Annotated in this window: 23 protein-coding genes, 2 pseudogenes and 1 CRISPR repeat array; of the genes and pseudogenes, 11 read left to right on the top strand and 14 right to left on the bottom strand. The window is 71.4% G+C overall.

The window, feature by feature from the left end; translation table 11 throughout:
• Positions 1-214 precede the first annotated feature (214 nt).
• From IE332_RS31775 to IE332_RS31760, 4 genes are all read right to left on the bottom strand, one after another.
• Positions 215-985 carry a hypothetical protein gene (locus IE332_RS31775; protein ID WP_189923205.1) on the bottom strand — a complete coding sequence of 257 codons (771 nt, stop codon included), beginning with the start codon at positions 983-985 and terminating at the stop codon, positions 215-217.
• 183 nt (positions 986-1168) lie between these two features.
• Complete coding sequence (locus tag IE332_RS31770; RefSeq protein WP_189923203.1) at positions 1169-2023, bottom strand: IS5 family transposase; 855 nt, start codon at positions 2021-2023, stop codon at positions 1169-1171.
• A 67-nt stretch (positions 2024-2090) separates the two neighbouring features.
• Entirely contained in the window at positions 2091-2519 is a 429-nt protein-coding gene (locus IE332_RS31765; protein WP_189923202.1) for a RacP protein, read from the bottom strand.
• A gap of 3 nt (positions 2520-2522) precedes the next feature.
• A complete protein-coding gene (locus IE332_RS31760; RefSeq protein ID WP_189923200.1) occupies positions 2523-3641 on the bottom strand; it encodes a DUF6192 family protein in 1119 nt (372 codons plus the stop codon).
• A 739-nt stretch (positions 3642-4380) separates the two neighbouring features.
• On the opposite strand from IE332_RS31760, the gene IE332_RS31755 reads away from it, so the two are divergent.
• A complete protein-coding gene (locus IE332_RS31755) occupies positions 4381-4653 on the top strand; it encodes a hypothetical protein (RefSeq protein WP_189923198.1) in 273 nt (90 codons plus the stop codon).
• Here the strand turns inward: IE332_RS31755 and IE332_RS31750 are convergent.
• Positions 4635-8522: an nSTAND1 domain-containing NTPase gene (locus tag IE332_RS31750; RefSeq protein WP_189923196.1), complete on the bottom strand. Its 3888-nt coding sequence runs from the start codon at positions 8520-8522 to the stop codon at positions 4635-4637. The genes IE332_RS31755 and IE332_RS31750 overlap by 19 nt on opposite strands.
• A gap of 343 nt (positions 8523-8865) precedes the next feature.
• On the opposite strand from IE332_RS31750, the gene IE332_RS31745 reads away from it, so the two are divergent.
• Both IE332_RS31745 and IE332_RS31740 read left to right on the top strand, forming a co-directional pair.
• Positions 8866-9246, top strand: a complete 381-nt coding sequence (locus IE332_RS31745; RefSeq protein ID WP_189923194.1) for a hypothetical protein — start codon at positions 8866-8868, stop codon at positions 9244-9246.
• A gap of 75 nt (positions 9247-9321) precedes the next feature.
• Positions 9322-9690, top strand: coding sequence for a hypothetical protein (locus tag IE332_RS31740; RefSeq protein ID WP_189923192.1), 369 nt, complete (start codon positions 9322-9324; stop codon positions 9688-9690).
• Here the strand turns inward: IE332_RS31740 and IE332_RS31735 are convergent.
• Together IE332_RS31735 and IE332_RS42585 are read right to left on the bottom strand one after the other, a co-directional pair.
• Positions 9609-10202, bottom strand: coding sequence for a 2'-5' RNA ligase family protein (locus IE332_RS31735; RefSeq protein ID WP_189923190.1), 594 nt, complete (start codon positions 10200-10202; stop codon positions 9609-9611). The two genes, IE332_RS31740 and IE332_RS31735, sit on opposite strands and share 82 nt — an antisense overlap.
• A gap of 41 nt (positions 10203-10243) precedes the next feature.
• A pseudogene (locus tag IE332_RS42585) lies at positions 10244-10378 on the bottom strand (IS256 family transposase); the annotation flags it as partial.
• Between IE332_RS42585 and murJ the strand changes: the two are divergent.
• Positions 10370-11473 (top strand): annotated as a pseudogene (gene murJ / locus IE332_RS31730) (murein biosynthesis integral membrane protein MurJ); the annotation flags it as partial. The pseudogenes IE332_RS42585 and murJ sit on opposite strands and share 9 nt — an antisense overlap.
• A gap of 70 nt (positions 11474-11543) precedes the next feature.
• Here murJ and IE332_RS31725 read toward each other — a convergent pair.
• Together IE332_RS31725 and IE332_RS31720 are read right to left on the bottom strand one after the other, a co-directional pair.
• Positions 11544-11936, bottom strand: coding sequence for a PIN domain-containing protein (locus IE332_RS31725; RefSeq protein ID WP_189923188.1), 393 nt, complete (start codon positions 11934-11936; stop codon positions 11544-11546).
• Positions 11933-12223 (bottom strand): hypothetical protein, encoded by a 291-nt coding sequence (locus IE332_RS31720; RefSeq protein WP_189923186.1) that lies wholly within the window; start codon positions 12221-12223, stop codon positions 11933-11935. The genes IE332_RS31725 and IE332_RS31720 overlap by 4 nt, the downstream gene beginning before the upstream one ends.
• Positions 12224-12494: 271 nt before the next feature.
• Between IE332_RS31720 and IE332_RS31715 the strand changes: the two genes are divergently transcribed.
• Both IE332_RS31715 and IE332_RS31710 read left to right on the top strand, forming a co-directional pair.
• Positions 12495-12695: a hypothetical protein gene (locus tag IE332_RS31715; protein WP_308437628.1), complete on the top strand. Its 201-nt coding sequence runs from the start codon at positions 12495-12497 to the stop codon at positions 12693-12695.
• Between the two features lie 61 nt (positions 12696-12756).
• A complete protein-coding gene (locus IE332_RS31710) occupies positions 12757-13464 on the top strand; it encodes a restriction endonuclease (protein WP_229929074.1) in 708 nt (235 codons plus the stop codon).
• 520 nt (positions 13465-13984) lie between these two features.
• Here IE332_RS31710 and IE332_RS31705 read toward each other — a convergent pair.
• Both IE332_RS31705 and IE332_RS31700 read right to left on the bottom strand, forming a co-directional pair.
• Positions 13985-14698, bottom strand: coding sequence for a hypothetical protein (locus IE332_RS31705; RefSeq protein ID WP_189923185.1), 714 nt, complete (start codon positions 14696-14698; stop codon positions 13985-13987).
• A gap of 172 nt (positions 14699-14870) precedes the next feature.
• A complete protein-coding gene (locus IE332_RS31700) occupies positions 14871-15764 on the bottom strand; it encodes a LysR family transcriptional regulator (protein WP_189923183.1) in 894 nt (297 codons plus the stop codon).
• 102 nt (positions 15765-15866) lie between these two features.
• Here IE332_RS31700 and IE332_RS31695 point away from each other — a divergent pair, with 102 nt between their 5' ends.
• The 4 genes from IE332_RS31695 to IE332_RS31680 all read left to right on the top strand — a co-directional run bounded on the left by IE332_RS31695 (position 15867) and on the right by IE332_RS31680 (position 20818).
• Positions 15867-16955 (top strand): alcohol dehydrogenase catalytic domain-containing protein, encoded by a 1089-nt coding sequence (locus IE332_RS31695; protein WP_189923181.1) that lies wholly within the window; start codon positions 15867-15869, stop codon positions 16953-16955.
• 336 nt (positions 16956-17291) lie between these two features.
• Positions 17292-18601: direct repeats of the CRISPR family, unit length 29 nt; unit sequence GTCCTCCCCGCACCTGCGGGGGTCAGCCG.
• Positions 18602-18686: 85 nt separating this feature from the next.
• Positions 18687-19037, top strand: coding sequence for a hypothetical protein (locus IE332_RS31690; RefSeq protein WP_189923179.1), 351 nt, complete (start codon positions 18687-18689; stop codon positions 19035-19037).
• Positions 19034-19294, top strand: a complete 261-nt coding sequence (locus tag IE332_RS31685; protein WP_189923177.1) for a hypothetical protein — start codon at positions 19034-19036, stop codon at positions 19292-19294. Before IE332_RS31690 ends, IE332_RS31685 begins: the two co-directional genes overlap by 4 nt.
• Positions 19295-19897: 603 nt before the next feature.
• Entirely contained in the window at positions 19898-20818 is a 921-nt protein-coding gene (locus tag IE332_RS31680; protein ID WP_229929073.1) for a hypothetical protein, read from the top strand.
• Between the two features lie 28 nt (positions 20819-20846).
• On the opposite strand, the gene IE332_RS31675 is transcribed toward IE332_RS31680, so the two are convergent.
• From IE332_RS31675 to IE332_RS31665, 3 genes are all read right to left on the bottom strand, one after another.
• A complete protein-coding gene (locus IE332_RS31675; protein WP_229929072.1) occupies positions 20847-21452 on the bottom strand; it encodes an Imm21 family immunity protein in 606 nt (201 codons plus the stop codon).
• 198 nt (positions 21453-21650) lie between these two features.
• Positions 21651-22313 carry an HAD family hydrolase gene (locus tag IE332_RS31670; protein ID WP_189923173.1) on the bottom strand — a complete coding sequence of 221 codons (663 nt, stop codon included), beginning with the start codon at positions 22311-22313 and terminating at the stop codon, positions 21651-21653.
• A 476-nt stretch (positions 22314-22789) separates the two neighbouring features.
• Positions 22790-23206, bottom strand: coding sequence for a DUF5959 family protein (locus tag IE332_RS31665; RefSeq protein ID WP_189923171.1), 417 nt, complete (start codon positions 23204-23206; stop codon positions 22790-22792).
• A 510-nt stretch (positions 23207-23716) separates the two neighbouring features.
• Between IE332_RS31665 and IE332_RS31660 the strand changes: the two genes are divergently transcribed.
• A complete protein-coding gene (locus tag IE332_RS31660; RefSeq protein ID WP_189923168.1) occupies positions 23717-24328 on the top strand; it encodes an SMI1/KNR4 family protein in 612 nt (203 codons plus the stop codon).
• Positions 24329-24620 lie beyond the last annotated feature (292 nt).

Here is a 24620-nt window from a genome sequence, read left to right as displayed (position 1 = left end):
ACTGTCTCGCGAAGAACCGCAGATCAGCAGGTCGGGTGACCTCCGAGGTTAAACAACAAGCTGAGTGCCTGTGCCTAAAGGTCCCGGGCGCGTTTGTGCAGGTCAGGAATCGAACAGAGCCTGAATCAGCCGAGGAGCTGGGCCGGTGTGGTGAGGAGGAAGAGCTGGCCGGCCGCCGCGGTGGGCCGGAAGTCTGCGAACGCCTTGCTGGGGATCAGAGGGTGTCCGTGGTGTGGCGACGGGCGAAGTCCCATGGGGCGGGTGCGTTCGCGGCCTCGTACTCCGAAGCGATGCCGAAGACGCTTCCGCAACGCGGGCACTCCGCCCGGCCGAACAGGTGCGTGAGGCCCCAGGCGAGCGTTGTCTGTCCGTCCCGTTCAGCCAGCTCGTGCAGCATCCTCCCGACATCGGTCAGCGTGTCTGCTGTGGCCGGCCTCAGCGGGATCCGGTGGACGTCCCCCAGGTCCCAGTCCCGGATCGAGGAGTAGCAGCCGTAGCCGCCGATCGCGATCGTCACGGCTGCGTGGCAGTGCGGGCAGGCGACGTCGTAGAAGGAGTCGGTGAAGTCGTCCAGAGTCTCGGACCACAGGGGTCGGCGATCGAAGGCGAGTATCGCCTGCAGCAAGCCGAGGTAGGTTCGACTGTCATGGCCGGGTGCCAGGCGCGCTGTGGCCAGGTCCCGTAGCCGTGCCAGCGTGGGCTCCTGGCGGGCCACCTCTTCGTCGGCGCCGTGGTGGTCTTGGAGCAGGCCGCCCGCGATGGCGCCGGCCAGGCTGAGCGCCCAGTCTCCGTAGGCGGTGGTCTCGGCGATGTCCGCCAGCCGCGGCAGCACGGCAATGCTTGCCGAGGAGATCGTCCCCTGATGGCACAAGCGTCCCCAGAGCCGCTTGATCGCGTCCTGATCACGATCGACTGCCCGTTCCAGAAGCCCGGGTATCGCAGCAGCCGAGCCGTAGGCGTCGTGCAGAGTGGACCAGTCGATCATCCGGCGATTCAAGCATGCTGCCGACGGCCGCCGTCGGTCCGGATAGGCCACTGCTGCGGCGAGTTCCTGCGGAGCCGGGTCGGGGGATCCGCTGACAGGCCGGTTGATGCCGTGGGACAGTGATGCCGCGCGCAGTCCGTGGTCGGGACTTCGCCGAGGTGGCTCGGACCGCCCTGAGAACGATCAGTCCCGCTGAGCCTCGCAGGAGGTGGGCTGACCGGCCCGGCGCGACTGACGCCGGGTGATGCGCCTGGTCATGATGGTGATTGCGGCCCAGGTGATCAGCGACTCGGAGTGCTGGATGAGGCGTTCGTAGTCGCGTGCGTGTCGGCGGGCGTGCATGATCCACGCTATCGACCGTTCGACCACCCAACGGCGGGGCAGGATGACGAACCCCTTGGCGTCCTTGGGCCGGCTGACGGTCTTGAGGGTGAGGTTCAGGTACTTCTTCGCCCAGGTCACGAGCTGTCCGGCATAGCCGGAGTCGGCCCAGACGATCGTGATCTCCGGGTGCATCAAGCGGAGGCGGAACAGCACCTCCTTCGCCGCGTCACGGTCGGTCATGTCGGCCGGGGTGACCAGGACCAACAGCGGCAGACCCTTCGTGTCCACGACCAGGTGCCTCTTCCTCCCGTTGATCTTCTTCGCGCCGTCGTAGCCGCGCGAGTCCTTCCCGACCGTCTCGGCGGCCTTGACCGACTGCGAGTCGATGACCGTGGCCACCGCGCCCGGGGCCCGGCCCATGTCCCGGCGAACCCGCTCGCGCAGTTGGTCGCGGATCCGCCCGACGACGCCGGCCGCCGCCCAGCGCGCCATGAAGCCGTAGCAGGTCCGCCAGGGCGGGAAGTCCTTCGGCAGCGCGCGCCACTTGCATCCTGTGTCCACGACGTACCGAATCGCGTCCACGATCTCCCGGCGCGGGTGCTTCTCCGGCCGCCCGCCGGCCTTCGTCTCGCAGGCCGGGGTCGGCAGCAGCGGTTCGATCAGCGCCCACTCGTCGTCCCAGGTGTCCGACGGATAGCAGCGGCGCCGGGCCATGCGCCTTCCTCCCCTCATGGCGAAGGTCCGGGTTCCGGACGGCGGGGCCGTCCGGAACCCGGACCGGTCAGACGTCGCTGTAGTCCGCGATCATTTCGAGCGTGGACTCCACCGAGTTGAGCTGGGTGTTCAGGTGCTTCACCCACCGGCCCTTCGGTTGCAGGGCGAGGTGCGGGGCGACGATGCCGGTGATGAAGCGGCGGATCTCGGTGAGCTTCTCGCGGATCACCGCGACTTCGACGGCCTGCAGCTCGGTGGGGTCGGAGCAGAACTTGTAGCCGTCCGCCCTGGTCCAGATCAGCGGCGGCCAGCCGCGTTCGGCGATGATGTCGCGCAGGCAGGCGAGCCCCGCCCGGGTCTGGCTCGGGCTCAGGTCGGCCGCCCGGCTGAGCTGGTTGAAGGCAAGGCCCGCGGGCCTGGCCTCGAAGAGGACGAACCGGACGGTGTCGGCGTGGCGCTCGGCAGCGGCGGACCTGCGCTCGGAGGCGCGGGGCATGGCCTACTCGCCTTGCAGAAGCCGGGCCAGCTCGCCGTCGACGTCGACCTGCCCGGTGTCGACCGCCGTCTCGATCCAGTCCAGCGTCGCCCTCACCCGGGCGACGTTCTCGTGGACGATCACGCGCTCGTCGTCACCGAGCTCCCGGTCGCGCAGGCCCGGGACGACCCGGCCGGCGGCGGCCACGAACGCGTGGCAGGCGGTCACCAGGTCCAGGAACTCCACCGTCCGGTCGATCTGGCGGATGGCCGGCGCGACGGGGCTGGTCTCCTCGAAGTTCTCGCGGGCTTGCCGGCCGCGCTCAACCTGGGCGTGGTTGACCTGGTGGCGGGCGGTGTCGTCGGCCATCGCCCGGGCCGCGACATCCGGGCGCCGCAGCAAGCCGGTGGTCACCTCGGCGGCGACGGTCTCGTCGCGGGTCAGCTCCTCGACAACCTTCACCTTCTCTGCCGGGGCGACCCGGGCAACGACGGCCGGGCGCCGCAGGAACTCCGGGGCGACCGCGGCCGCCACCTCGTCGTCGCGGGTCAGCTCGGCGACCACCCGGACCTTGTCCTCCGGCTTGACCTGGGCGACCACCGCCGGGCGCCGCAGCAGATCGCCGGTGACCGTCGCGGCGACCTCCTCGTCCTGGGCGAGGGCGTGGATCGCGCTGACCTTCTCCTGCGGGGTGACAGGGTTCTCGACCTGTCGGCCGACGCGCCGCCGGGCTCCGTCCGCCGTCCACCTCGCCTTGCCCTCCGGCGGGGTGACGATCGCGGCGAACCGCTCCCGCTCGTCGGATATCCCCGCGAGGATCTTGTGAACCGTGAACGACACCCCGCTCTGCCGGCGCTCGGCCGGCCAGCGCGAGGCCGTCCACCTTGCTTCCTTGACGAACGCGTAGCTCAGCCCGATGTCCTCGGCCAGGCGGAACAGCGAGTCCTTGACGGTGAACAGGTCGTCGGCCGGCGCCGAGCCGCCCGGTCCGCGCATCGGCTCGACCTCCAGCGCGTAGTCGCCGATCGTGAACTGCGCGCGGCTGGTCTCCTCGACCAGCTTCCGCAGCTCGGCGACGATCTGCGCGTACCGGTCCGCGCTGACGCTGCCGACCTTGTCTGCCTTCTCGATCTCCTCGGGCATGGTGCTTTCACCACCCAACTCGCGGGCCGAGCACGGCTGTTGGCCGTGACGGGACGCGGCCCGCTTCCCCGCAGCAGAGTCAGCCCGCTCATGTGGTGATCACAACAACTAGCGGTCAGATGAACGGAGTTGAACGATAATGACCGACAGAGCCGTTCGCGTTGCGGTCACTGTGACCGTTCGCCGAACGAATCGGTCCGGGCTCTCCAAGCCCTCATCACGCACCGCCTGGAGCAGTAGACGGCGTTCGAACGCCGGTCCACCCCAGCCACCCACCACCGGCCGCACTCCGGGCACTCCACCCGGCCGGCGCCGCTGATCTCAGCCGCCACCCGCTTCCGCAGCCGGCGTTCCACCCGCCACTGCCTGGCACGACACGCCGTCGAGCAAAACACCGCGTCGGGCCGCGCTGTCGGCCTCAGCCGACCGCCGCAGCCCCTGCACTTCCGCTCCCCGGCCTGCCCGGTGCCCTTGGACACCAGGCCAGATTAGGGCTCCAGGCTACCCAAAGCGGGGGTTCAGACACAGGCACTGAGCGGTGGGGGGGCGCGCAGGTGGGTGCGACAGGGTGCCGGTGGTGGCCGCCGCTGACCCCTCTCATCGAAGTTTGAGCAGCCTCGGCGAGGTTTGACCGCTGCCGGATTCCGCGGGCAGGCGGTGCCAGTGCTCGAATGCAGTCACGCGGGGATCTCGGGCCGTGAGGGGATTCGAGGGCGTGAGCTGGACGGAAGGAGCCTGAGTGATTGGCCAGACGGTGAAGATCGGGGCGCTCTGCGAGTGCGGCGACATGGCGGTGCGGCAGGTGAATCAGTACATCAATTACGACGAGTTGTGCTGGGATGCCGAGTTCTTCTGCGTCAGCTGCGGCTCCTACCGGTGCGAGCATGCCGGGCCCGGGCTCCTGGCCTTCGTCGCCTGGCATGTGTGCGGCGCCGCCCGCGAGCGGGCGCCGGTCACGGGGTTGCCCCCCGTCCTCGTCTGGCGAGCCGAAAATCAGCAGGGAGGTTCGTAGGGGATACCCGGCAGGTGGTTCTCCCAAGAGGTACGGGTGAGGGCTTGCCAGGTGGTGTCGCAGACGATGCGGGACAGGTCGTCCGGGCTCAGTGCGCGGAGTTGGACGGTGCCGTCACGGCTCGTGGTCACCAGGTGTCTTCCGTCCGGGCTGTAGGCCAGGGCGGTCACCGGTCCCGCGTGGCCCGTCAGGGGGGTGCCGAGGGGGCGAGGGTGGGAGATGTCGCTGATGTCCCAGAGGCGCACGGTGTGGTCCTCGCCGCTCGTCGCCAGGGTCTTGCCCTGCGGTTCGAGGGCCAGGGAGGTCACCTTGACGGCATGTGCGGTGACGGCGGGACCGCGTGACCGGGGTCGTGTCGGGTCGCCGACGTCCCACAAGTGGAGCCTCCCGTCCTGGTCACCGAGGATGAGGGTCGTTCCGGCGAGGGCCAGGGAGGTGACGGAGACAGGCGGACCCGATTCAACGGCGCCGAGTGGGTCGGACAGGGTGCCGACCGGACGTGGTCGGGCCGGATCACGGACGTCCCACAAGCGCACGTTCGTTTTCCCCGCGCCTTCGCGGGTTTCGACGGCGAGCAGGGCTCCGTCGGCGCTGAGGGCCAGGTGGCCGATGCCTACGCCATAGTCGTATGCCGCCTGGTCAGCGAGATCGATGAGGGTGGCCAGTGCCTTCGGGCTGGCCGGGTCCTTGACGTTCCACAGCCGCACCGACGTCTGGTCGTTGGTGAAGAGTGCACCCCCGTCCGGGCTGAAGACCATCTGATTGATTGCGTCCTTGTGTCGGGTCGTCGTGCTTCCGACTGCCCGCGGCGAGGCCGGGTCACGCATGTCCCACAGCCGTATGGTCTGGTCGGTCGTGGCGGCCGCGAGCGTCCGCCCGGCCGGGCTGAACACCGCTGACCACGCGTCCTTGAACCGGTGGTCGGCCTCGGTCCTGTCCCGGGTGCCCGCCGGGGTGGTCCGCAGTATCCGGATGCCCGGGCGGCCGTCCTCACTTCGCACGGCGAGAAGTTCGCCGTCGGAGCTGATCGAGAGGTTCCCCGTGGGATCGCCCTGTTGCACCAGCCGTGATCCCGGCAGGCTCCACAACCGGACCGTGCTGTCCATCCCTGCCGTCGCCAGAGTCGTGCCGTCCGGGCCGAATGTCAGGGAGCGGACGGCGTCACCGTGGCCGATGAGCGGGTTGCCGAGGGGGGTGATGTGCTCGGGCAGCGCCACGTTCCACAGGCGCACCGTTCCGTCCTCGCCTGCCGCGGCAAGCGTGGTGCTGTCGGGGCTGAAGACGAGTTCGTAGCCGTTGTCGAGCCGGTCCGAGGGCAGGGGGCCGGACGTCGGGGAGGATCCTGGCAGAGGTGTGCCGAGGGGCTTGGGGCGCGCGCGGTCGGTGATGTCCCACAGCCGAATGGTGCGGTCGTCGCCCGCGACGGCGAGAGTGTGGCCGTCAGGGCTGTACGCGAGGGACTCCGGTATGCCGCCGTGACCGGACAGCGGCTCCCCCAGCGGTGCGGGAGCTGCTGGATTGCCGATGTCCCACCGGTGGACGGTCCCGCTGCCGGCCGCCACGGCGACCTCCTTGCCGTCGGGGCTCATGCCGAACCAGCTCACCGTAGGCTCGCCCTCCATCCCCAAGGCCGTGCTGCGCGGGGTGGAGGCGGCCGCCAAGCCGGTCAGATCCCACACCCGGACCGCGGCGTCCGCCGGGTCCGTGGCCGGGACGCCCACGACCAGGGAGTTGCCCTCCCGGCCGAAGCGCAGGCGGGTGACGAGGCCGGTCTGGCCGAGCGGCTCACCGAGCGGGGCCGGTGACGAGGGGACGGCCAGGTCCCAGACCCGGACCTGTTTGCCGTCGCCCGCGGCCAGACGGCCGCCGTCGGGGCTGAAGGCGATCGCGTCGGTAGCGCCATTCGTCCTCAGGGTGGCCCCGGCCTTCGGGCCGGCGGGGTCGGTGACGTCCCACAGCCGGAGGTATCCCTCGCCGCCCGCGGCCAGCAGTTTGCCGTCCGGGCTGAACGCGGCCGACAGGACACCGGTGTCGAGTCCTGGCAGCAGGTCGGTCCGGGAGGCGGGGTGCCGCGGTTCGGTCGTGTCCCACAGTTCCAGGGCACCGTGCAGTCCCACACCGGCGAGGAGCCGGCCGTCCGGGCTGAACACCACCTCGTCGACCGGGTTCCGGTGAGCCAGGGCGGTCGACAACGTCGATGCGGCATCGTTGACAAGTCGCGTGTACGCCTCCGGGTCGGCCTGACGCATGCGGTATGCGGCCAGGTCCAGTTGGGCGGCCAGCGACGGATCGGTGCCCCTCAGGTGGTCCGCCTTGGCCAGGATCTGGTGGAACACGGCGGTGTCGCGCTCGGAGCGGGCCGTGAGGCTCTGCCGTACGGCGATCGCTGCAGCGGCGACCGCGACGAGGGACAGAGCGCTCAGCACCGCGATCACCCGGTTGCGGCGGGCGGCCGCTCGGCGGGCTCGGTGCGCGGAGGCCGTCAGGAAGGCAGTGGCGAGCGGGCCGGCCTCGTGGGCCACCAGCCTGGCCGCGGCCAGGCGTTCGCCCCGGTAGAGCATGCCCGGATCCCGGCCGTCACGTTCCCAGGCCGCCGCGGCCTCTTCGAGGCCCTGGCGGACGAGCTGGTCGGCACGATCGGACTCGATCCAGGTCCGCATGCGGGGCCAGGCGCGGAGGAGGGCTTCGTGCGCGATGGTGACGGTGTCGTGTTCCACGGTGAGCAGCCTGCCGATGGTGAACAGCTCGACGAGGCCGACGGGCAGGTCGGACCGGGCGACCCGGCGACGGGTGTCCTCCGCTCCGGCGGTGCTCTCGCCGATTCGGACCAGCCGTAAGAACATGGCCTGGGCCGCCGTCTGCCCTGCCGGGTCGAGGCCGGAGTAGATCCGCTCGGCGCTGGTCGCCACGGCCTGGCCGATCCCGCCGGTCGTGCGATACCCGCTGACGGTCAGGGTGTTGCCATGCCGGTGGTGCCAGACGGCCCGCAAGGCGTGGGCCAGCAGCGGCAGCCGGCCGGCCTCCTGCCCCGGCCCCCCGAGGTCGGCCAGCATCAGCTCTACCAGTCCGGGCTCCAGGATCAGTCCGACCTCCCGGGCAGGGAAGAGGATGGCCTCCCGGAGATTCTCCTGCGACAGCGGCCCGACGAGGATCTGGCGGTGCTGCAACGCGGATCTCAACGGGGGGTAGGTCACGCACCGGGAGTAGAAGTCGGACCGCAGGGTGCAGACGACAAGGGCGGCGGGCTCCGGACCAGCGGCCAGGGCGTCCAGAAGATCGAGGAACGCGTGTCGCTGCGGCTCGTCGGTGCACAGGGTGAACAGTTCTTCGAGCTGGTCCACGACCAGCAGGAGGCGAGAGGTGCCGGGCGACGCGCGCAGCGCGGACGCAACCGCGTCCGAGCCCGCCTCGATCGCGCGACGGAGCTCCGCGGCAGTGACCCCGACGGCCCGCTCCAGCAGGGCCGTCAGTTCGTCGACCGGCCGCTCAGTGGGGGTCAGCAGCAGTGGGCTCCAGTCGGCCGAACCGGGCAGGCGGCCTGCCGCGAGCGCCGGCAGCACCCCTGCCCGCAGCAGCGAGGACTTACCCGCCCCGGAGGGAGCGACGATAACGAGAGGCCCCTCGGCGTCGCGGTCGAGCTCTGCCAGCACCTGCGCGACGAGGTCGTCCCTGCCGAAGAACCACCGGGCATCGTCCGTCTCGAACGGCTTCAGCCCCGGGTACGGGCAGTCCGCGGCGGCGTCCACGGGGGCCCGCCGGGTCTCGCGTACGCCGTCAAGGTAGTGCAGATGGACATCGCCGGCTTCCGCCACGACCATGTCACGGCCGGATTGGAAGATCCTTGCCCCGTTGTCGGCTGCAGCGCGCATCGAAGGTGGCTGCTCCGCCGCGTCCTCAGAGTCCTGCCGCCCTGCGCCGCTCACCGTTCTCCGCCGCGCTCCTGGTGCGCCCGTGAAACGATCGCGCCCACCCTCAGCTCCCCCCATCGGATCCGCCGCCGCCCATGGTGCCACCGCTGGGACGGCCCCGCCACAGGGGAGGAGGGCCTGTCCATTGAGCAGCCCGGTCGCTCATTCGGTCGTGGCGGGGCGCCGCGTTTTGTGCAGAAGGACTCCAAGTTCGAGACGATGCCGGTTACGGTCCTTACGGCAATGTCTTGTCGACGTGGGGGGTGGGATGGATCCAATCGTCCTGACAGCAGGGAGCGCGCTGGTGAGCGCGATGGCAACCGACGGCTGGCAGCAGACCCGGGCCGTGGTGGTGGAGTGGTGGCGGAGCCGACGCCCGGACCGGGCCGATGACGTCGGATCCGATCTGGAGGCAGCGCGCACTCAGGTGCTGGCTGCGCGGGAGCAAGGCGACGAGGACACCGAGCAGGCTCTGGCAGGCGCCTGGCGTCTGCGGTTCCAGCAGTTGCTCAGCGAGGATCCCGCTCTCGCCGACGAACTGCGGCTACTACTGAACGAACACCTGGCTCCGGCGTTGTCCGACGGCGAGCAGACCCAGGATCGGCCGATCATCATGAAGGCGGAAGCCCGCGACAACTCCCGTGTGTACTTGGCCGGGCGGGACCAGCACATCACCGGCCCTTGAACAGCAGCCCGCCGGGTGCAGCAAGGGTGGCTTTGCTGCACCCGTGACCGTCCGGCCCGGCCGGGGTGCACCGGTATGACGACCTCTCCGCTGTCCTGCCTGCCGATCTCCTCCTCGCTCGACGCCGACTCCGAACCCGCGCCCGGAGAAGATCTGACCGAGATGGAGCGCGCCAGGCTGCAGCTCAAGCACGCCGCCCGGCGGGCGATGGCGAACCGCACCACCCTCACCTACGGCAAGCCTGTCGCACGGTGGGCCAAGGAGTTCGACAACCAGCTGCAGGTCGCCGCGGCCAAGAGGCCGATCTCCCTGCTCCAAGCCCGCCGGGCTGGCCAGACCATCGTGGGTCGGCCGAGCAATTGTCAAGAGTTGTGGATTGACTCTCTGCCGGGCTGGCGAGGTGAGGTGCTGCTTGATGCGCCGAGCATCGGAAACTCCGCGTGACGCCGCCAGCATTGACCATCGCTCACGAACAGGCTCACCGACACGATCGTCGCGGTGACGGGGAGCCGGTTGGCCAGCGCCGCCTCCACCTCGTCGAAGACCCGGGATGGCTGCCCATGGGCGACGGTCAGGTGCGGGATGACCTCGGCAAACTGTCCCCCGTAGGGCGGCGCCTCCGGCCATCGCTCGGCGATGGACTCGGTCAGCGCGCGAAACGGCTGGTCTGGGGTCGGCGCCAGGTAGAGCACGTCAGGGAAGCGGCCGCACTCCTCGAATCGGACCGCGAAGGGGCTGTGCCCGGCGATCAGGGACGTGAGATCACCGATGACCGCGGCACTGATGAGATCGATGTCGAGGAACGGGAAGAGCGCCGTCACGTGGGCGGGAACCCCGGCCGCTGCGGAGGCGTCGAATCGCCCACGCCAGTGCTCAACCAGCGGTTCGGCTTCCGCCACCGTGGCGAGCAAGGCGGTCTGACCTGCTCGGTAACGTCCTGACTCGTCTTGGGACACGACTGGATGATCTCGGACGGCTTCCGTTCGCGCCACCGGTTTCAGGCAGCGGTGACCTCCTCGCGCTCAACCAGGACACCGTTCTCGAACCTCGCCCCGGAGCGGACCAGCGCGACGAGCTGAGCCCCAGTGATCGCCCGCCAGCGGGCCTGAGCGGATTCAACCAGCTCAACAATCTCGTCCTGGTCGCCATGTTCGGCCTCTACATCGACCTGATGACCGCGCCTGAAAAGGTCTCGGACATCACCGGCGCCCAGGTCGGGCTGCTCGGGATCGGCACCACACTCGCGCTGGCCCTCCAGGCACTCGCCTTGATCCCCTACGCCCTCGCGGCCGGCTTCCGGTTCCGGCCGCGCTTCGACTGGCGGGGAACCGGCCTGCGCAAGAGCGTGAACGCGGCCCGCTGGACCTTGTTGTTCGTGCTGGCCAACCTCGTGGCGAGCACGGTGGTCACCCGCCTGGCCTCCGCCGCCGACGCCGCCCTGCCCCGCGGCGGCGTCGGCTACACCGCCTACAGCTACGCCCAGCAGATCTGGACGCTGCCCCAGTCGATCGTCACCGTCTCCCTCGTGACGGCCCTCCTCCCGCGGATGAGCCGGGCCGTGGCCGAGCACCGCATCGACGACCTGCGCGCAGACCTGTCACGCGCGCTGCGGGTCAGCGGCGTCGTCATCGTCCCGGCCGCCTTCTTCTTCCTCGCCTTCGGCCCGCAGATCGCCCGACTGCTCTTCGCCCACGGCGCCGCCGACGCGGCCGCCACTGTCCCCCTGGGCCACATGCTGCAGGCCTTCGGCCTCGGACTGATCCCGTTCTCCGCCCAGTACCTTCTGCTGCGCGGCTTCTACGCCTTCGAAGACACCCGCACGCCGTTCCGGATGGCGGTGTGGATCAGCGGCGTCAACATCGCCCTCGCCACGGCCTGCCACCTCCTGCTGCCCCCGCGCTGGGCCGTCACGGGGATGGCCGCCGCCTACGCTCTGTCCTACGCGATCGGCCTGCTGCTGACCGCCGTGCGCCTGCGGCGGCGTACGGAGGGGCTGCTCGACGGGCGGCGGATCTGCCGCACCTACGCGAAACTCACCGCGGCTGCCACCGCCGCCGGGGGCGCCGGGTGGCTCATCGCCCGCTTCTGCGGCCAGGGCCTGGCATCGGCCTCTTGGGCACCCGTGCTCTCGCTGGCTGCGGGCGGCACCGCGATGGTCCTGCTGTTCCTGCTCTTCGCACGGATCTCGCGGATCGGGGAGTTGCGCGGCCTGCCGGGGCTGGGGTGAACGCGGCACCGGCGGAGTCAACCCCGGACGGACTTCCGGAGCCGTCCTCTGAGGCCCCCGTCGGCGCCGCCTACGGCTCCAGGCGGGGGTCGTCGATGTTCACGGTGGCGATCCCGGGCGGGTACAGCTCCGGACGGGCCGTCAGGATCAAGTGCTGCAGCGGGCGTGCCGGGGTGGGCAGGCTCGTGGCGATGGCGTGGGCCAGGTCCGGGCCGCCGTAGCCGTCGCGGACCATGGTGGCCACCAGCACGGCGGTACTCGCGTCCAGGGGCTCGAACTCGAGCGCGGGCAGCGCCATGACCGCGTGCGCGGCGCCCTCGTCCTTGGCCTCGGCCTCGACGACGCACAGTACCGGGACCAGCAGATGCTGGAACGGGCTCTGCAGGGCGGAGTCCACGATCCGGTGCAGGCGCGGGTGACCGGCGGCCAGCGCGGACAGGGCGCTGGAGTCGAGGATGATCACGCGCTGCGCCGGGGGGTGACCTTGGCGCGCGCGTCGGCCGCGGCGACGTCGTAGACCCGCTGCAGAAGGTTCGGGCCCTCGTCCAGCTCCGTGTCGGTGAGGGTCATCCCGAAGTGATCCCGCAGCAGCCGACGGCCCTCGGCGACGCGTTCCGCGATCTGCTCCGCGGTGGGCTGCGCCTCCACCAGCAGGGCCACCTGGGCGCCGATCGTGGTGCCGCGGGCCGCCGCGAGAGCGGCCAGCCGGTCACGCGTGTCAGGGGACACCTTGATCGTCGCATCAGCCATACCACGATCGTACACCGCCGGTACACCAGTGGTGTACCGCTCCGCCCGGCCTTGGAACGCCCGACCCCGCCACCCGTAGGGCAGGCACAGGCGGCTACGCGCACGGTCCGGCGCGCGCCCCACCGCGGCCTCGGGCTCGCACTCGTTCGCGCCCGCCCCATTTTCGGGAAACCGGCCCCGCCCAGGTAGCCGGTCTGGCATGCTCACCCGAATGCAGCAGGCTCCGGGTGACCGAAGCCTCACTCAGAGTCAGATGCGGGCGGGGTGGGCAGTGGAGTACACGATCAGCGCGACGGCGTTCCTCGCGATCATCATCGTCCTCAGGCTCCGGCGCCGTACCGAGGCCCGCAGCCGCACCGACGAGGCGTTCACCGTCTTCACCGCCGTCACTTTCGGTGTCCTGATCGCCGCCACCGCCTGGGGCCACGCCATCCTCCAGCTCGTCGGAATCGCCGTCGAAGCCACCCACTGACCCGGCCTGCGCGACAGTCCCCACGGAAAGGACACCGACGTGATCAGCCCCGGAGCAGCGCATGGCTAGCCGCAGGCCGCCGGCACGCGGGCGCCGTGGGCGCGGGCCCGCCCGGCGCGACGACGCCACCTGGCTCGTCTACGGACTCCTGGCGCTCCTGGCGCTCCTGGCGTTCAGTGCGGCGGCCACCGTCCTGCGGTGGCTGGCCGCGAACTGGTGGATCCCGGTCGCCGCCGCCCTCGTGGCCGGCGGCGTCGCCCTGGCCGTTCTGCGGAACCGGGCCCTGGCCGCCCGCGAGCACCGGCTGCGCGCCGCCCGGCTGCGGCTGGCACTCAGCGGTCCGGGCGGGATCGATCACATGACGCCGGACGCGTTCGAGTTCGCGGTGCGCGACCTGCTGGAACGCGACGGCTGCCGCGCGCGCAAGGTCGGGCGGGCCAACGACCAGAGCGTCGACGTGCTCGCCGAGGACCCGACGGGGCGGCGCTGGGCCGTCCAGTGCAAGCACAAGCGGGACCCGGTCGGCGGAAAGCCGGTGGGAGTCGGCGTCCTGTACGCGCTCGCCGGAACCTACCAGCGCGCCCACCGCGCCCAGGTCGCCGTCGTCGTGACCAACGGCCGCTTCTCCCGCGAGGCCCACCGCTGGGGGAACGAGCAGGGCATCCACCTCGTCGACCGCACCGCCCTCGCCCGCTGGGCCGCCGACGGACGGCCCCTGTGGAACGTCCTGCCCCGCGTCCCCGCGCCCCGCGACGGTCGGCGGAACTGACCTGGCCGGTCGGTGGTACCGGGTCGCCGGGCCTGCTCTGATCCACGGCTCTGCGGCGAGGGGAAGGGCGGGGGCGTGGGGCCGACGGTGCGGGCAAGCGCCGGACGGCCGACGCGGGGCTGGTCGCGGTCTCGGTGTCGGCGTGCGCCCCGGGGGAGTGTGGTTCCGGCTGTCCGCTCCCATCCGAGGGGCAGACGCATCCGTCCTGCGCGCCGCATCGCGTTCGCCGATCCGTCCGCGCCCCGGGTCGCGGGGGTCTCTCCACGCCTGCGGAGTCCAGCCGGCGTAGCCGCCTTCGGTGCGGGACGTGGTCACAGTTCTCTCTGCGTCCGCGAGGGGCGGTCCTGTGTCCGAGCCCTGTGCGCTCACGTCGCGGTACCGACGCCTCTGTGGCGGACAGGTCGACGGGCCGTCTGGCCTCCTGATCCGCAGGTCGTGGCGCAGGGCGAGACCCGGCGACCGGTGGCCGGCCGACCCGGCGTTCGGGGCCGGCGTCACAACGGCGGGTTCGACGCAGCCCTCAGGAGGCCAGCGCCGCAGCCACCCGGCCGAGGCGATCCGCCGGGAGGGAAAAGTCGTTGGCCGGGTTCCGGTACGCGTGGCCGCCGTCGTTGATCGGGAAACCGTGCCGGGTCGCGCTCCAGCGCACCCGCCCGCACGGCCCCTGATCTTCCAGCATCGCAGCCGCGAGGCGTTCGGGGTCTTCGACCGCGGTGCGCGCCAGCAGCGCCGCGGTCAGACGCCCCACCGCCCCGTCCGGCACAGCCGTGTCCCCGAACGCGGGCAGTAGGAGCAGCAGGCGGGCGTGGGGGTCGGCGGTGGATCCGCCTGCCAGGCCGTTGTCCGCTGCCGCCGTCAGCTCGGACCAGGACAGAGCGGGGCCCATGAAGTGACCGTCGTCGCTGGCGAGCAGTTCGGCACGGTCCCAGTCCGGGTGGTGCAGGAGGTAGTCGGTGCCCGCGTCGTCCGGGAGGTTGCGGTAGACGATGTGCAGACGGCAGCCCGCGGCGACCGGGACGGTGAAGACGGGCCAGTGCGGGTGTCCGAGCATCCGGTCGTGGAAGTCCAGGGCCGCGTCGTAGTCGGCGCCGAAGAGGAGTTCCTCCCTCTCCTCGCCCTGCGCGCAGGAATAGAGGTGCCGCGGCCAGAACAACGGGTCGTCGAGCAGGTCGGGAAGATCGGCGAGGAGGCCACTCTCGTAGCCCGGGATCCGGTTCGGATTCAGGTTCGTCACGCCGGCATCATGCCGACCGCCACCGTCACCGCCCGGTCCCGGTTACCCGTCGATGGCCACGGCCACGGCCGGGGCCGGGGCCGGGCGAACAGCGAACCCGTCAGTCACGTTCCGCGTCCGGCTCGACCCTTCCTCGGCTTCGGTTGATGACGACCCGTCGAACGGCACGTTCTCAGGCGGTCGAGGCGATCGCTCGGGTGACGGCCGTGACCGCCGGGGTCGGGCGGCCGGGCAGGCGCGCCACGAGGACCCGGCGGATCTCGGGAGGCGCGCCCTCAACGCGCAGCAGGCTCACCCCGGGCGGCAGTACCGGCGAGAGCCGGGAGGGCACCGTCGTCACCCCGAAGCCGCCGGCGACCAGCTGGAGCTTGGTCAGCCAGTCGCGCGCGCTGTGGACGATGTGCGGCCGTCCGGGCAGGCCGGGCCAGACGCCCAGCAGCGGTTCGGAGTTCGACGCCGGGGTGGCGATCCACGGGGCGTCGACCAGTTCGTCGACGTGCACCGTGGTGCGGCCGGCGAACGCTCCGGTCGACGGCGCCGCCACGACCAGTTCGGTGTCCGCGATGGTCTCGACGTGCAGGCGCGGCGACTCGCCGTCCAAGGGCCGGTGGGGCGGGCGGGACGTCAGCACGGCGAGGTCGATCGATCCCGCGCGCAGTGCCCGGGTCAGGGCGGGTGTGGTGCCCTCGGTCGTCGTGACCGCGATCTGCGGGTCGGTCGCCGCGAGGCGGGTGAGCGTGGGAGGCAGGAGGGCCGCGCCCGCGCTCAGGAACAGCCCGAGCCGCACCGGTTCGGTCCGCGGGCCGGTGCCGGTGAGGTCGCGCTCGGCCGCGGTCAGGCAGGCCAGGATCGTGTGGGCGTGGCGCAGCAGGATCAGGCCGGCGGGGGTGAGCCGTACTCCGTCGGGACGGCGTTCGAACAGGGTGGTGCCGGCGCTGCGTTCGAGGGCGGCGGCTTGGCGTGAGACGGCCGACTGGGTGTAGCCGAGCCGGACGGCTGCCGCGGTGAAGCTGCCGGACTCGGCGATCTGTCGCAGGACGCGCAGGCCCGTGCTGGAGATGTCCATGCGCCATAGGCATACCAGGGTTGAGGGATCGTCGCTTCCCGCATGCCCGCCGGGCTCCTACTGTCGATCGCGAGGAACAGGGACGGACAGGGAGGTCATCACGTGCGAGCAGCGGTTCTGACGCGGTTCGGTGCGCCGCTCACGGTGCGGGAGGTGCCCGACCCCGAGCCGGGCGGCGGCGAGGTGGTGGTCGAGGTGCTCGCCACCTGCGTGGCCCCGTACGCGGCCGAGGTCTTCAGCGGCGAGCGGAACTACCCCCTGGTCCCGCCCGTCGTGCCCGGGATCGGCGGTGTGGGACGGGTCGTCCACGCGGGCCCGGACGCCACCCGGCTGCGCCCCGGCGATCTGGTGTGGTGCGACTGCACGGTGCGGTCGCGGGACGACGCCCTGACGCCCGACATCACGCTCCAGGGCTGGAGCTCGCGCGGCGAGGGCGGCGCGCGGCTCGCCCGGTACCTGCACGACGGGTCGTTCGCCGAGCTCATGCGGGTCCCGACGGAGAACGTGTTCCCGCTGCCCGCGGCGGCGGGGGACGACCCGGCGCGCTGGGCCGCGCTCGGCGTGCACCTCATCCCCTACGGCGGGCTGCTGGCCGGCGGGCTCGCGGCCGGTGAGACGCTGCTCGTCAGCGGGGCCACCGGCAACCTCGGCAGCAGTGCGGTCGCGGTCGCGCTCGCCATGGGGGCGGGCCGTGTGGTCGCCCCGGGCCGCAACCGGGCCGCGCTCGACCTCCTCGCCGACCGGTTCGGTCCGCGGGTGCGCCCGGTCCCGCTCACCGGGGACGAGGCCGGCGACCGCGCGGCGATGTCCGCGGCGGGCGACGGCCCGATCGACATGGTGATCGACCTGCTACCGCCGAGCGCACCCAGCTCGGCGGCGCGCACGGCGGCCATGACCGTGCGCGAGTACGGCCGCGTCGTCCTCATGGGCGGCGTCGGCATGCTCGGCGGCGACGACCTCGCACTCCCGTACCCGTGGATCATGCGCAACTCGATCACCGTGCGCGGCCAGTGGATGTACCCGCGTACGGCGAACGTCGGCCTCATCCGGCTCCTCGCCGCGGGCACCCTGGACCTCGCCCTCGAACAGGTCCGGTCGTTCGGCCTCGACGCCGTCAACGACGCCGTCGCGTACGCCGCCTCACACGGTGGCCCGTTCGACCGCACCGCCCTCACGCCACCGGCTCGCTGACGAGGCCTATCTCCCCACGTCGGCGCCACGGCCCGCTGCCCTCACGGACGAAGGCCACCGCCGCTGCAGCAATGTACGACTGCGCGCCGCCGCCGGATACCGCTACGGCGGACCGCCCATTTGGGCCCGGCCAGCGACTGAGGCCACCGCCTCGGACCCGAGATTCGGCGCATAGCAACCTTCACAGGTGCTCCCTTGCACGGCACAGGCACATGGGATGCTTCTCTGGAGCCCTTTGACACCTCAACAGCCCGCACGCCTCGTTGAGACCTCGATGCCAGTACGCCAACTGGAAAAGAAATGGCAAAGCCACCACATCGCCCCAGGTCGCGAAGTGTCCTCCCCGCACCTGCGGGGGTCAGCCGCGCTACTCGGCTCGGTACCTGCCTGACCTGGCGTCCTCCCCGCACCTGCGGGGGTCAGCCGGTGGTGACGCGGCCGGGTAGACCGGGCGGATCGTCCTCCCCGCACCTGCGGGGGTCAGCCGCGAGCCTCCATGGCGCGGAGGCTGCGGGGCGGGTCCTCCCCGCACCTGCGGGGGTCAGCCGACGCAGTTCACGTTCGAGCTGCTGGAACGTTCGTCCTCCCCGCACCTGCGGGGGTCAGCCGCTGCAAGGGGGAACTGCACCATGTCCGTGACCGTCCTCCCCGCACCTGCGGGGGTCAGCCACTTCGGTTTCCTGCTTTACATCCCGGTGGAAAGTCCTCCCCGCACCTGCGGGGGTCAGCCGCGCACAGGGCCAGCCTTCGGCAACCTCTATTTGTCCTCCCCGCACCTGCGGGGGTCAGCCACTGTTGCAGTTTCCGGCGTCCGGGCCGGTTCCGTCCTCCCCGCACCTGCGGGGGTCAGCCGGTGGGAACGCGCATGAACAGGATCGCACCGCCGTCCTCCCCGCACCTGCGGGGGTCAGCCGGTGCTCAAGGACGACGGGATCACCCCGCCGGCCTCCTCCCCGCACCTGCGGGGGTCAGCCGCTGAAGAAGATCAACCGGTCGGACATCGGCGCGTCCTCCCCGCACCTGCGGGGGTCAGCCGGTTCGCGATCATCTGCTCGACGGCCTGCTCCTGTCCTCCCCGCACCTGCGGGGGTCAGCCGCAGGCCAGCAGCGGGCCGAGGACGTCGGTCTCGTCCTCCCCGCACCTGCGGGGGTCAGCCGCCAGAGAGGCCAGCGCCATGACCGCCACCGCCGTCCTCCCCGCACCTGCGGGGGTCAGCCGTCGCGGGAGAGCCGGTAGTCGACCTGTTCGGGGTCCTCCCCGCACCTGCGGGGGTCAGCCGACCTTGAGCACGTCCCAGGCGTCACGGCGGCGGTCCTTCCCGCACTCGCGGGGGTCAGCCGATCAAGGACACCATGGGTAGTCCAATTTGGAAGTCCTCCCCGCACTCGCGGGGGTCAGCCGCATTCGATCTGGGTGGCGGGAGCAGGGGAGGGGTCCTCCCCGCACTCGCGGGGGTCAGCCGGTGATGCGGTCTATGGCTTCGTCGACCTCTGCGTCCTCCCCGCACTCGCGGGGGTCAGCCGCGGCCGTGGTCCTGCCACCACTGCACGGCCTCGTCCTCCCCGCACCGGCGGGGGTCAGCCGCCCTCCTGGAGGAGGTAGGCGTTGAGGTCGACGTCCTCCCCGCACCTACGGGGCTCAGCCGCCCTGAGTCTCGGGCATCATGGGGCCGTGGAGGTCCTCCCCGCACGCGCGGGGGCAGCCGGAGCACCGAGGAGAGGAGCGCTGCCATGAGCCAGCCCGCGCACGACGGGATCGAGCTGATCCCCCGGCCCGACCGGAGTCCGGCCGCGCTCAAGGCCGCCCTGGCCGTCGTCGCCGCGGATCGCCTCCCGGAGATGATCGACGGGCAGACGAGGGCCATGGCCGAGGCCATCGAGACCGGGAGCGTGCAGCCGATCCGCTCGTTCGTCGCGCACTGGGCCGCCGTTGTCGAGATCGAGCGCCTTCCGGACACCGCCCGGGCCTACCACCGGGCGAACTATCTCGCGAACCATGCCGCGACCGTCGCCGAGTGCCGTGAGCACGCCGCCACCGTCGCCGAGCTCTACCGCGCCGCCTACACTGCGGTGAACGCGTGACCTGGAGCTGGGAGTACCTCCCCAGTGAGCAGCACGTCACGGCCGGAGCCCCGGCTGAATTCCTTGCCTCCGTCGAGCAGCGGGCTGCGGAACTCGTCCGCGCTTCCGCGGCGCTCTACCTGGACGGCACCACCTACCAGGGCAGCGGCGAGCCGATGCGCTACCTCGACGTCGCCGGAGGCCTGCTCGCCTACTACGTCGTCCCGCGCCTGAAGCTCGTCGTCATCTGCCAGGTCACACCGCCTCCCGCCTCTTGATCTCTGGCCCATTCCGGGTCGGGCGGGGTCTGGCCACGGGTCCTGGGCCGGGCCTCGGAACACCGGGGGGCGGCCCAGCCTGGTCATTCGTCACACCGTGCTCCAACGCATCGGCGGACACAGCGCCCGCGCGCCCTCGAAGAACCCTCCCCACCCTGCTGCGCCGCCCGTCCATCGGCAGGCTGCGCAGCAGGTGCGGGCTGTCCCGGAGATGAGGTGAACGGGCCCCAGCGGGGTGGGGAGGTGCGGCGAGTTCTCCCCGTACCCGCGGGGGCCGACCCGCGACTGAATGACCCCGCATGACCTCGAAGTCGCCACCTGGTGCCGCGGCCCGGGGCGTTCGTCGATCCGGGCGGTACCGACCCGTCGTCAACCCGGGGATGAGGCGCCCACGGAAGCCCCCGGACGCCCTGGAGCCGTTGCGAAATCCGATGGATCCTCCGCCGCGAGCGAGGCACAATCCCGGGAACCGCAACGAGGGGAGCTTGTTTGGACGTGTTCGCGTGTGCCGGGTGCGGCACCGAGCTGACGGCGCCGGTGTCCCGGGTCGCACTCCCCGTTCACACCCACCACGGTGCCTGGGAGGAGCTGCATCCTCCGCTGATGGAGCCGGCGACGTACGCCGTCGAGCCCCGGCCCACCGGACCGCCCTGGCGGTTGTGGCAGGAGGTCGGAGAGGAAGCGGCTGCCCGGCAGGGGGTGTACGCGCCGGTGTACTCCGTCTCCTTCGGCGCGCGGGGCAGGATCGTCATCGCGCCCGGTGACTCCCGGTCGATGACTCTGATCCTGGAGAAGTGCGAGGGCTACTGCCGGGGTGTGGACGGCCGGGCCGGACCCAACCTGGCCTGTGCGGGGTGCGGGCGGGCCGCGGCGACCCGGATCGACGACTGCGGTTCGTGGCAGACGGTGTGGCTGGAGCCCGACGCGGTCGTCCGCCGTCCCTCGGGGCTCCCGGCCGGCCCGCCACCCGGATGGGCGGACCTGGAGCGTGCCGAACACCGCGTCCCGCCGGTCGAACCCGACGGGTCGTGGAGCCGCCGCTGGGAGGCCGCGGTCGGCGTCGCGCTGGCCCACCTCGTGGCGGCCACCGAGAAGCAGCCGGTGACCCTCGCCGCCGGCCCCGTCGCCGAGCTGCTGGGCCACGCCGTGGCCCGCTACCTTCCGCCCGGGCCTGCCCCCCGCTCGGTGGGATTGGCCGGCCCGGGCATCCCCGAGCCCCGTCCCCGCCCTGATGTCCTCCTCGTCCCGCGCCACCCCGGCACGGGTGAGCCGTGGCGCCCACCCGACCGAGAGGCGACGGTGGTGCCGCTGGACAGCGGGGTCTGGGCGTACCTCGCCGGCCCCGGGGAGACCTCGCCGACGCCCGCCACAGGGGGGCTCCCGGAGGGCGTCCTGCGCGACGACTACCCACTGCTATCCCGCCCCTGGTACCCCCTGGAACCCCACCGCGGCGCCTTCGCGGGCACCCTGGTCGGGCTGCCCGCGATCCGTGGCCCCAGGCTGCGCGGGTATCACCGGCCATGACACCTGATGAGCGGCGGAGTTTTTCGAGTCAAGGAGTCGTTGTCGACCGGACGTCGGCCTCCGGAAGGAGCTGGACCACGCTGACCCAAGGGGAGTCGCCGCTCCTGTGGAACGCGCGCACTCTCCAGCGTCCCGCGGGCAGGTCGACGGGGGCTTGGTCCGGCTCGCCTCCGCCGTCCGGGTAAGGCGTGCCGAGGCTCTCACCGGCCTCGACCGAGTCCATGAGGACCGCCGGTCCGTCGGTCTCCCAGAGGCCGTACTCCTCCCACGGCGTCGCCGGGTCGTTCAGCACGGCTTCGGTGGCGGCGAGCAGCTCGGCGTCGGAGTCGGCGGCGAGCCAGCGCATGAAGGCCCTATGCTCGGGCAGGTAGCAGGTGGTGGCGGGCTCGTCGCCCAGCACCAGCGCGGTGACGCCGCCGGGGCCGCGCAGGCCGATCACCTCGGCCAGGTCCTGGACCTCGCAGGCCCGGTCGTAGTCGTCGGGCTGGTCGCCGTCACCGATGATCATGCCGTCCTCGGTGCAACCACCCCAGTGATGCAGTGCGGACACCGGGACGACGATCAGCGGACCACCCATGGACTCGACCCAGGTCAGATCGAGGGTCCTCCGGACGGCATGTGGATCAGTACTCATGCCCGCAGTGTGCCGTTGATCGGTGACAAGCAGGGAACCCGGGTGAGTAGCCGCACGATGGACAGCGGACAGAACCGGTGGACCTACGGATCCGTCAGCGCCAGAGATGGTTGATCGCGCGCAGCCGCGCCGGCAACTCGGCGCGACGCTCGCGCTCCTGCGGCGTCAACGCCGCCTCGCTGAACTCCTCCGCGGCCCTCAGCTCCCTGCGGCGTTGTCCTTCGCGATCAGCTCCGGCAGTTCCGACAGCGAGTCGATCCGGAACGTGGCACGCGCCGCAGCCCGGTCGTGCTGCTGGATCCAGCCCCACGGGCCCCGTCGGATCAGCGCCGTCCGCATCCCGGCGGCTCTGGCGGGGAGCACGTCGTTGTCGAGCCGGTCGCCGACGTAGAGGATCTCGCCCGGCTCGGCAGGCACCGCCTCGGCGACGCGTTCGAAGAAGGCGGGGTCGGGCTTGCTGGCACCCCAGTCGTCCGAGGTTCCGATCAGGTCGACGTCGCCGGTGAAAAGCCCACGGAGGATGGCTCCGGACCGGACCGTCTGGTTGCCGGCGATGGCCAGCCACAGCCCGTCGGCTCGCAGCCGGGCTAATGCCGGCCGGACATCCGGATAGAGGTCGTCCTCGCCGAACCACTCCGGACGGCCGGGGGCGGCTCGCTTCTCGCGTTCCTCGTACAGGTCGAATCCCGGCGAGAAGACCTGGAACGTCTCCCGGTAGTCCCGACCCTGTGCGATCACCGCACCGAGCCGGGCCGCGAACGTGTGCCTCGGCACCCCCAGCCAGTCGGCCCAGGTGCCGAACTCCCGGGTCTCGTCCACCAGACACTCGCCGACGTCGAACACCACGGCCTTGATCGTCATGCCCGCAGCCTAGTGGTCTGAGGACAGCCGTCGGCCTGGGCGATATCCTGAGCCGACCGGCACGCGTGAAGGATTCGACGAACCGTCACAGCCGCCTCGGCGGCGCCGGTGCACTGGAACTCCTCGCCGCACCTGCGGGGGTCAGCCGTGGCGTAGCGCGTACACAGCGACGTTCCTCGAGTCCTCCTCGTACCCTGCGGGGGTCAGCCGGGGTTCGGCAGCATTCCAATAACGCTGGTGACGATCTCCCCTTATCTGGGGATCAGCCATAGAGGACGATGCTCCCCGCGCCCGCGGGGTCAGCCGCACTGGGTGAACGGGAAGCTCGCCCACCACTGCTCCTCCCCGCTCCCGCGGGGGGGTAGCCAAGCGACATCGCTGGCGCCCACGCCAGACGGCAAGCAAGGAGCCGGTACCGACGGCTGAGTGGGTGCGAGGGGGGCGTGCCGAGCCGGCCCGAACACCGTGCCAGGCTGTCAGCCCGTGAGCACCCGCCGCACGCTCTCGAGTCGCGCACGGTGGTCCTCGACCCAGCCGGCCGGCGGCGACAGCGGCAGGCTGACCGTCACCTGTGACGAGGGAGCGTCATGGATCGACACTCCGATCGCACCGGACCGCAGTGGCTTGATCCCGAGCTCGACCGACCGGCCGGAGTTCAACCACGAGACGAACAGGTCGTCAGCGAGCCTGTCGAGGGCTTCTTCCCAGTCGTCGAGGTCGTCGGAGGTGATGCCGACGGGGAAGCTGCCGCTGATGGTCTCGGTCTCCACGACGAACTCGCAGTCGAGGAAGCCGCTGCGCGGCACCCGCTTCAGTACTCGCAGGGAGACCGCGTGGCCACTCGTTCCCGGCGGATCGGCAAGGTGGATCAGGTCCCTGAAGTCGTCTTCCATCGCTGCCCCTCTTCTCGGTCTCGAACGGGAGCATCATGTCGGAGGCGACTGACACGGCCGTCCCCTGGCGCGGAGATCATCTGCCGCGCCCGGGCCGCCGCCTACACCCAGGCGACCGAGGAGGCTGCCCCCGATGCGATCGAGGTGGCGCCGAGTCCAGGGTCCCCGACTGCATGCGGGCCGCACAAGAGCAGTGCGGCCGCGCGGAATCGGTACCGGGATGTTCCGGTGGACGTCAATCCTCTGGAGAACGGTCGGCTTGAACGATGTGTCGGGTTGTCGGGGCAACTGGTCAGGGCGCGATGGAAGGCCTGGGCGCATCGGGACCGGCCACGGGCTCGATGCGCCGTCCACGCCGGCCGGACCGGTCGACGCCGGACCCCGGGCAGCCGTCACGAGCGTGCCCGGCGGAGTCGATGTCGCTGGTCCCGGTTACCCTCGCGGCGGGCCACGGCGTTCGTGGTGACGATGACGCGGCGTGCTGACGCCCGACCCCGATGAGGAGAACCGGTGCGCGACTATCTCGCTGACGTCTTCGCCATGCTCGGCCCCGGCGGTCATCGCTTCGCCGACCCCGATGCGTGGGCCGGGTTGGAAGCCGAGATCGGCACCGTCTTCCCCGAGGACTACAAGGCCGTGGTCGACGCCTACGCCCCGATGCAGATCAACGGGCACTTGTACCTCTCACATCCGGCCACCGAGCGCTGGAACCTCGGGAAGGAGATCCGCGAGACCTCCCAGGTCTGGACCGCGTTCGACTGGGACCGGGAGGACTGGCTGGAGCCGGAGGAGGACATCCGCGTCGTCCTCGACCTGCAGGAGGTGAGGTTCGGAACGAAGGACGGCCTGATCCCGATCACCAGCACCGACCGCGGCGAATGCGTCTTCCTGGCCCCGCTGCCCGACCGCACGGGACACCGGATCTGCGCGTTGGAGCACGACGGTTGCTGGTACGAGTACCGGATGAGCTTCTCCGAGTGGCTCTACCGCTATCTGGTCGGCGAGGACATGGTCGGTCCGAACAGCTCGGCCTTCTACCCGGGCCCGGTGCTGCTCGAACCACTGCCGATGTCGCCCGACGACCGCCCTACTCCGATGTACGGCCCAGAGCGCGGCATGTGACTGGCACAGGCGCTTCGGCCCGGTGGCCGACGTCGTCCTGGCCGCCGGCGACGCCCTGAGGCCGCACACAGGTACGGCGGCACCGCCGATGTCCTGGCCTATGCGCGGTGCTGGGGCGTGCGCCTGTCCACGGTCCGTGGCCCGAGGGCGCGACTCGGTACCTCCGGCCATACCAGTCGGCCACGAACGCATGTGACCGCCCGGCAGCCCGGTAGCGTCACTCGCACACCACACCAGTCCCAGGGGGGATCATGCGTATCCGTACCTCCGTCACGGCCACGGCCGTCGCCGT

The organism is Kitasatospora xanthocidica, from assembly GCF_014656195.1.
Taxonomy (GTDB): domain Bacteria; phylum Actinomycetota; class Actinomycetes; order Streptomycetales; family Streptomycetaceae; genus Kitasatospora; species Kitasatospora xanthocidica.
The sequence above is the reverse complement of the archived record's forward strand: the minus strand, read 5'-3'. Positions and strand labels throughout refer to the sequence as shown.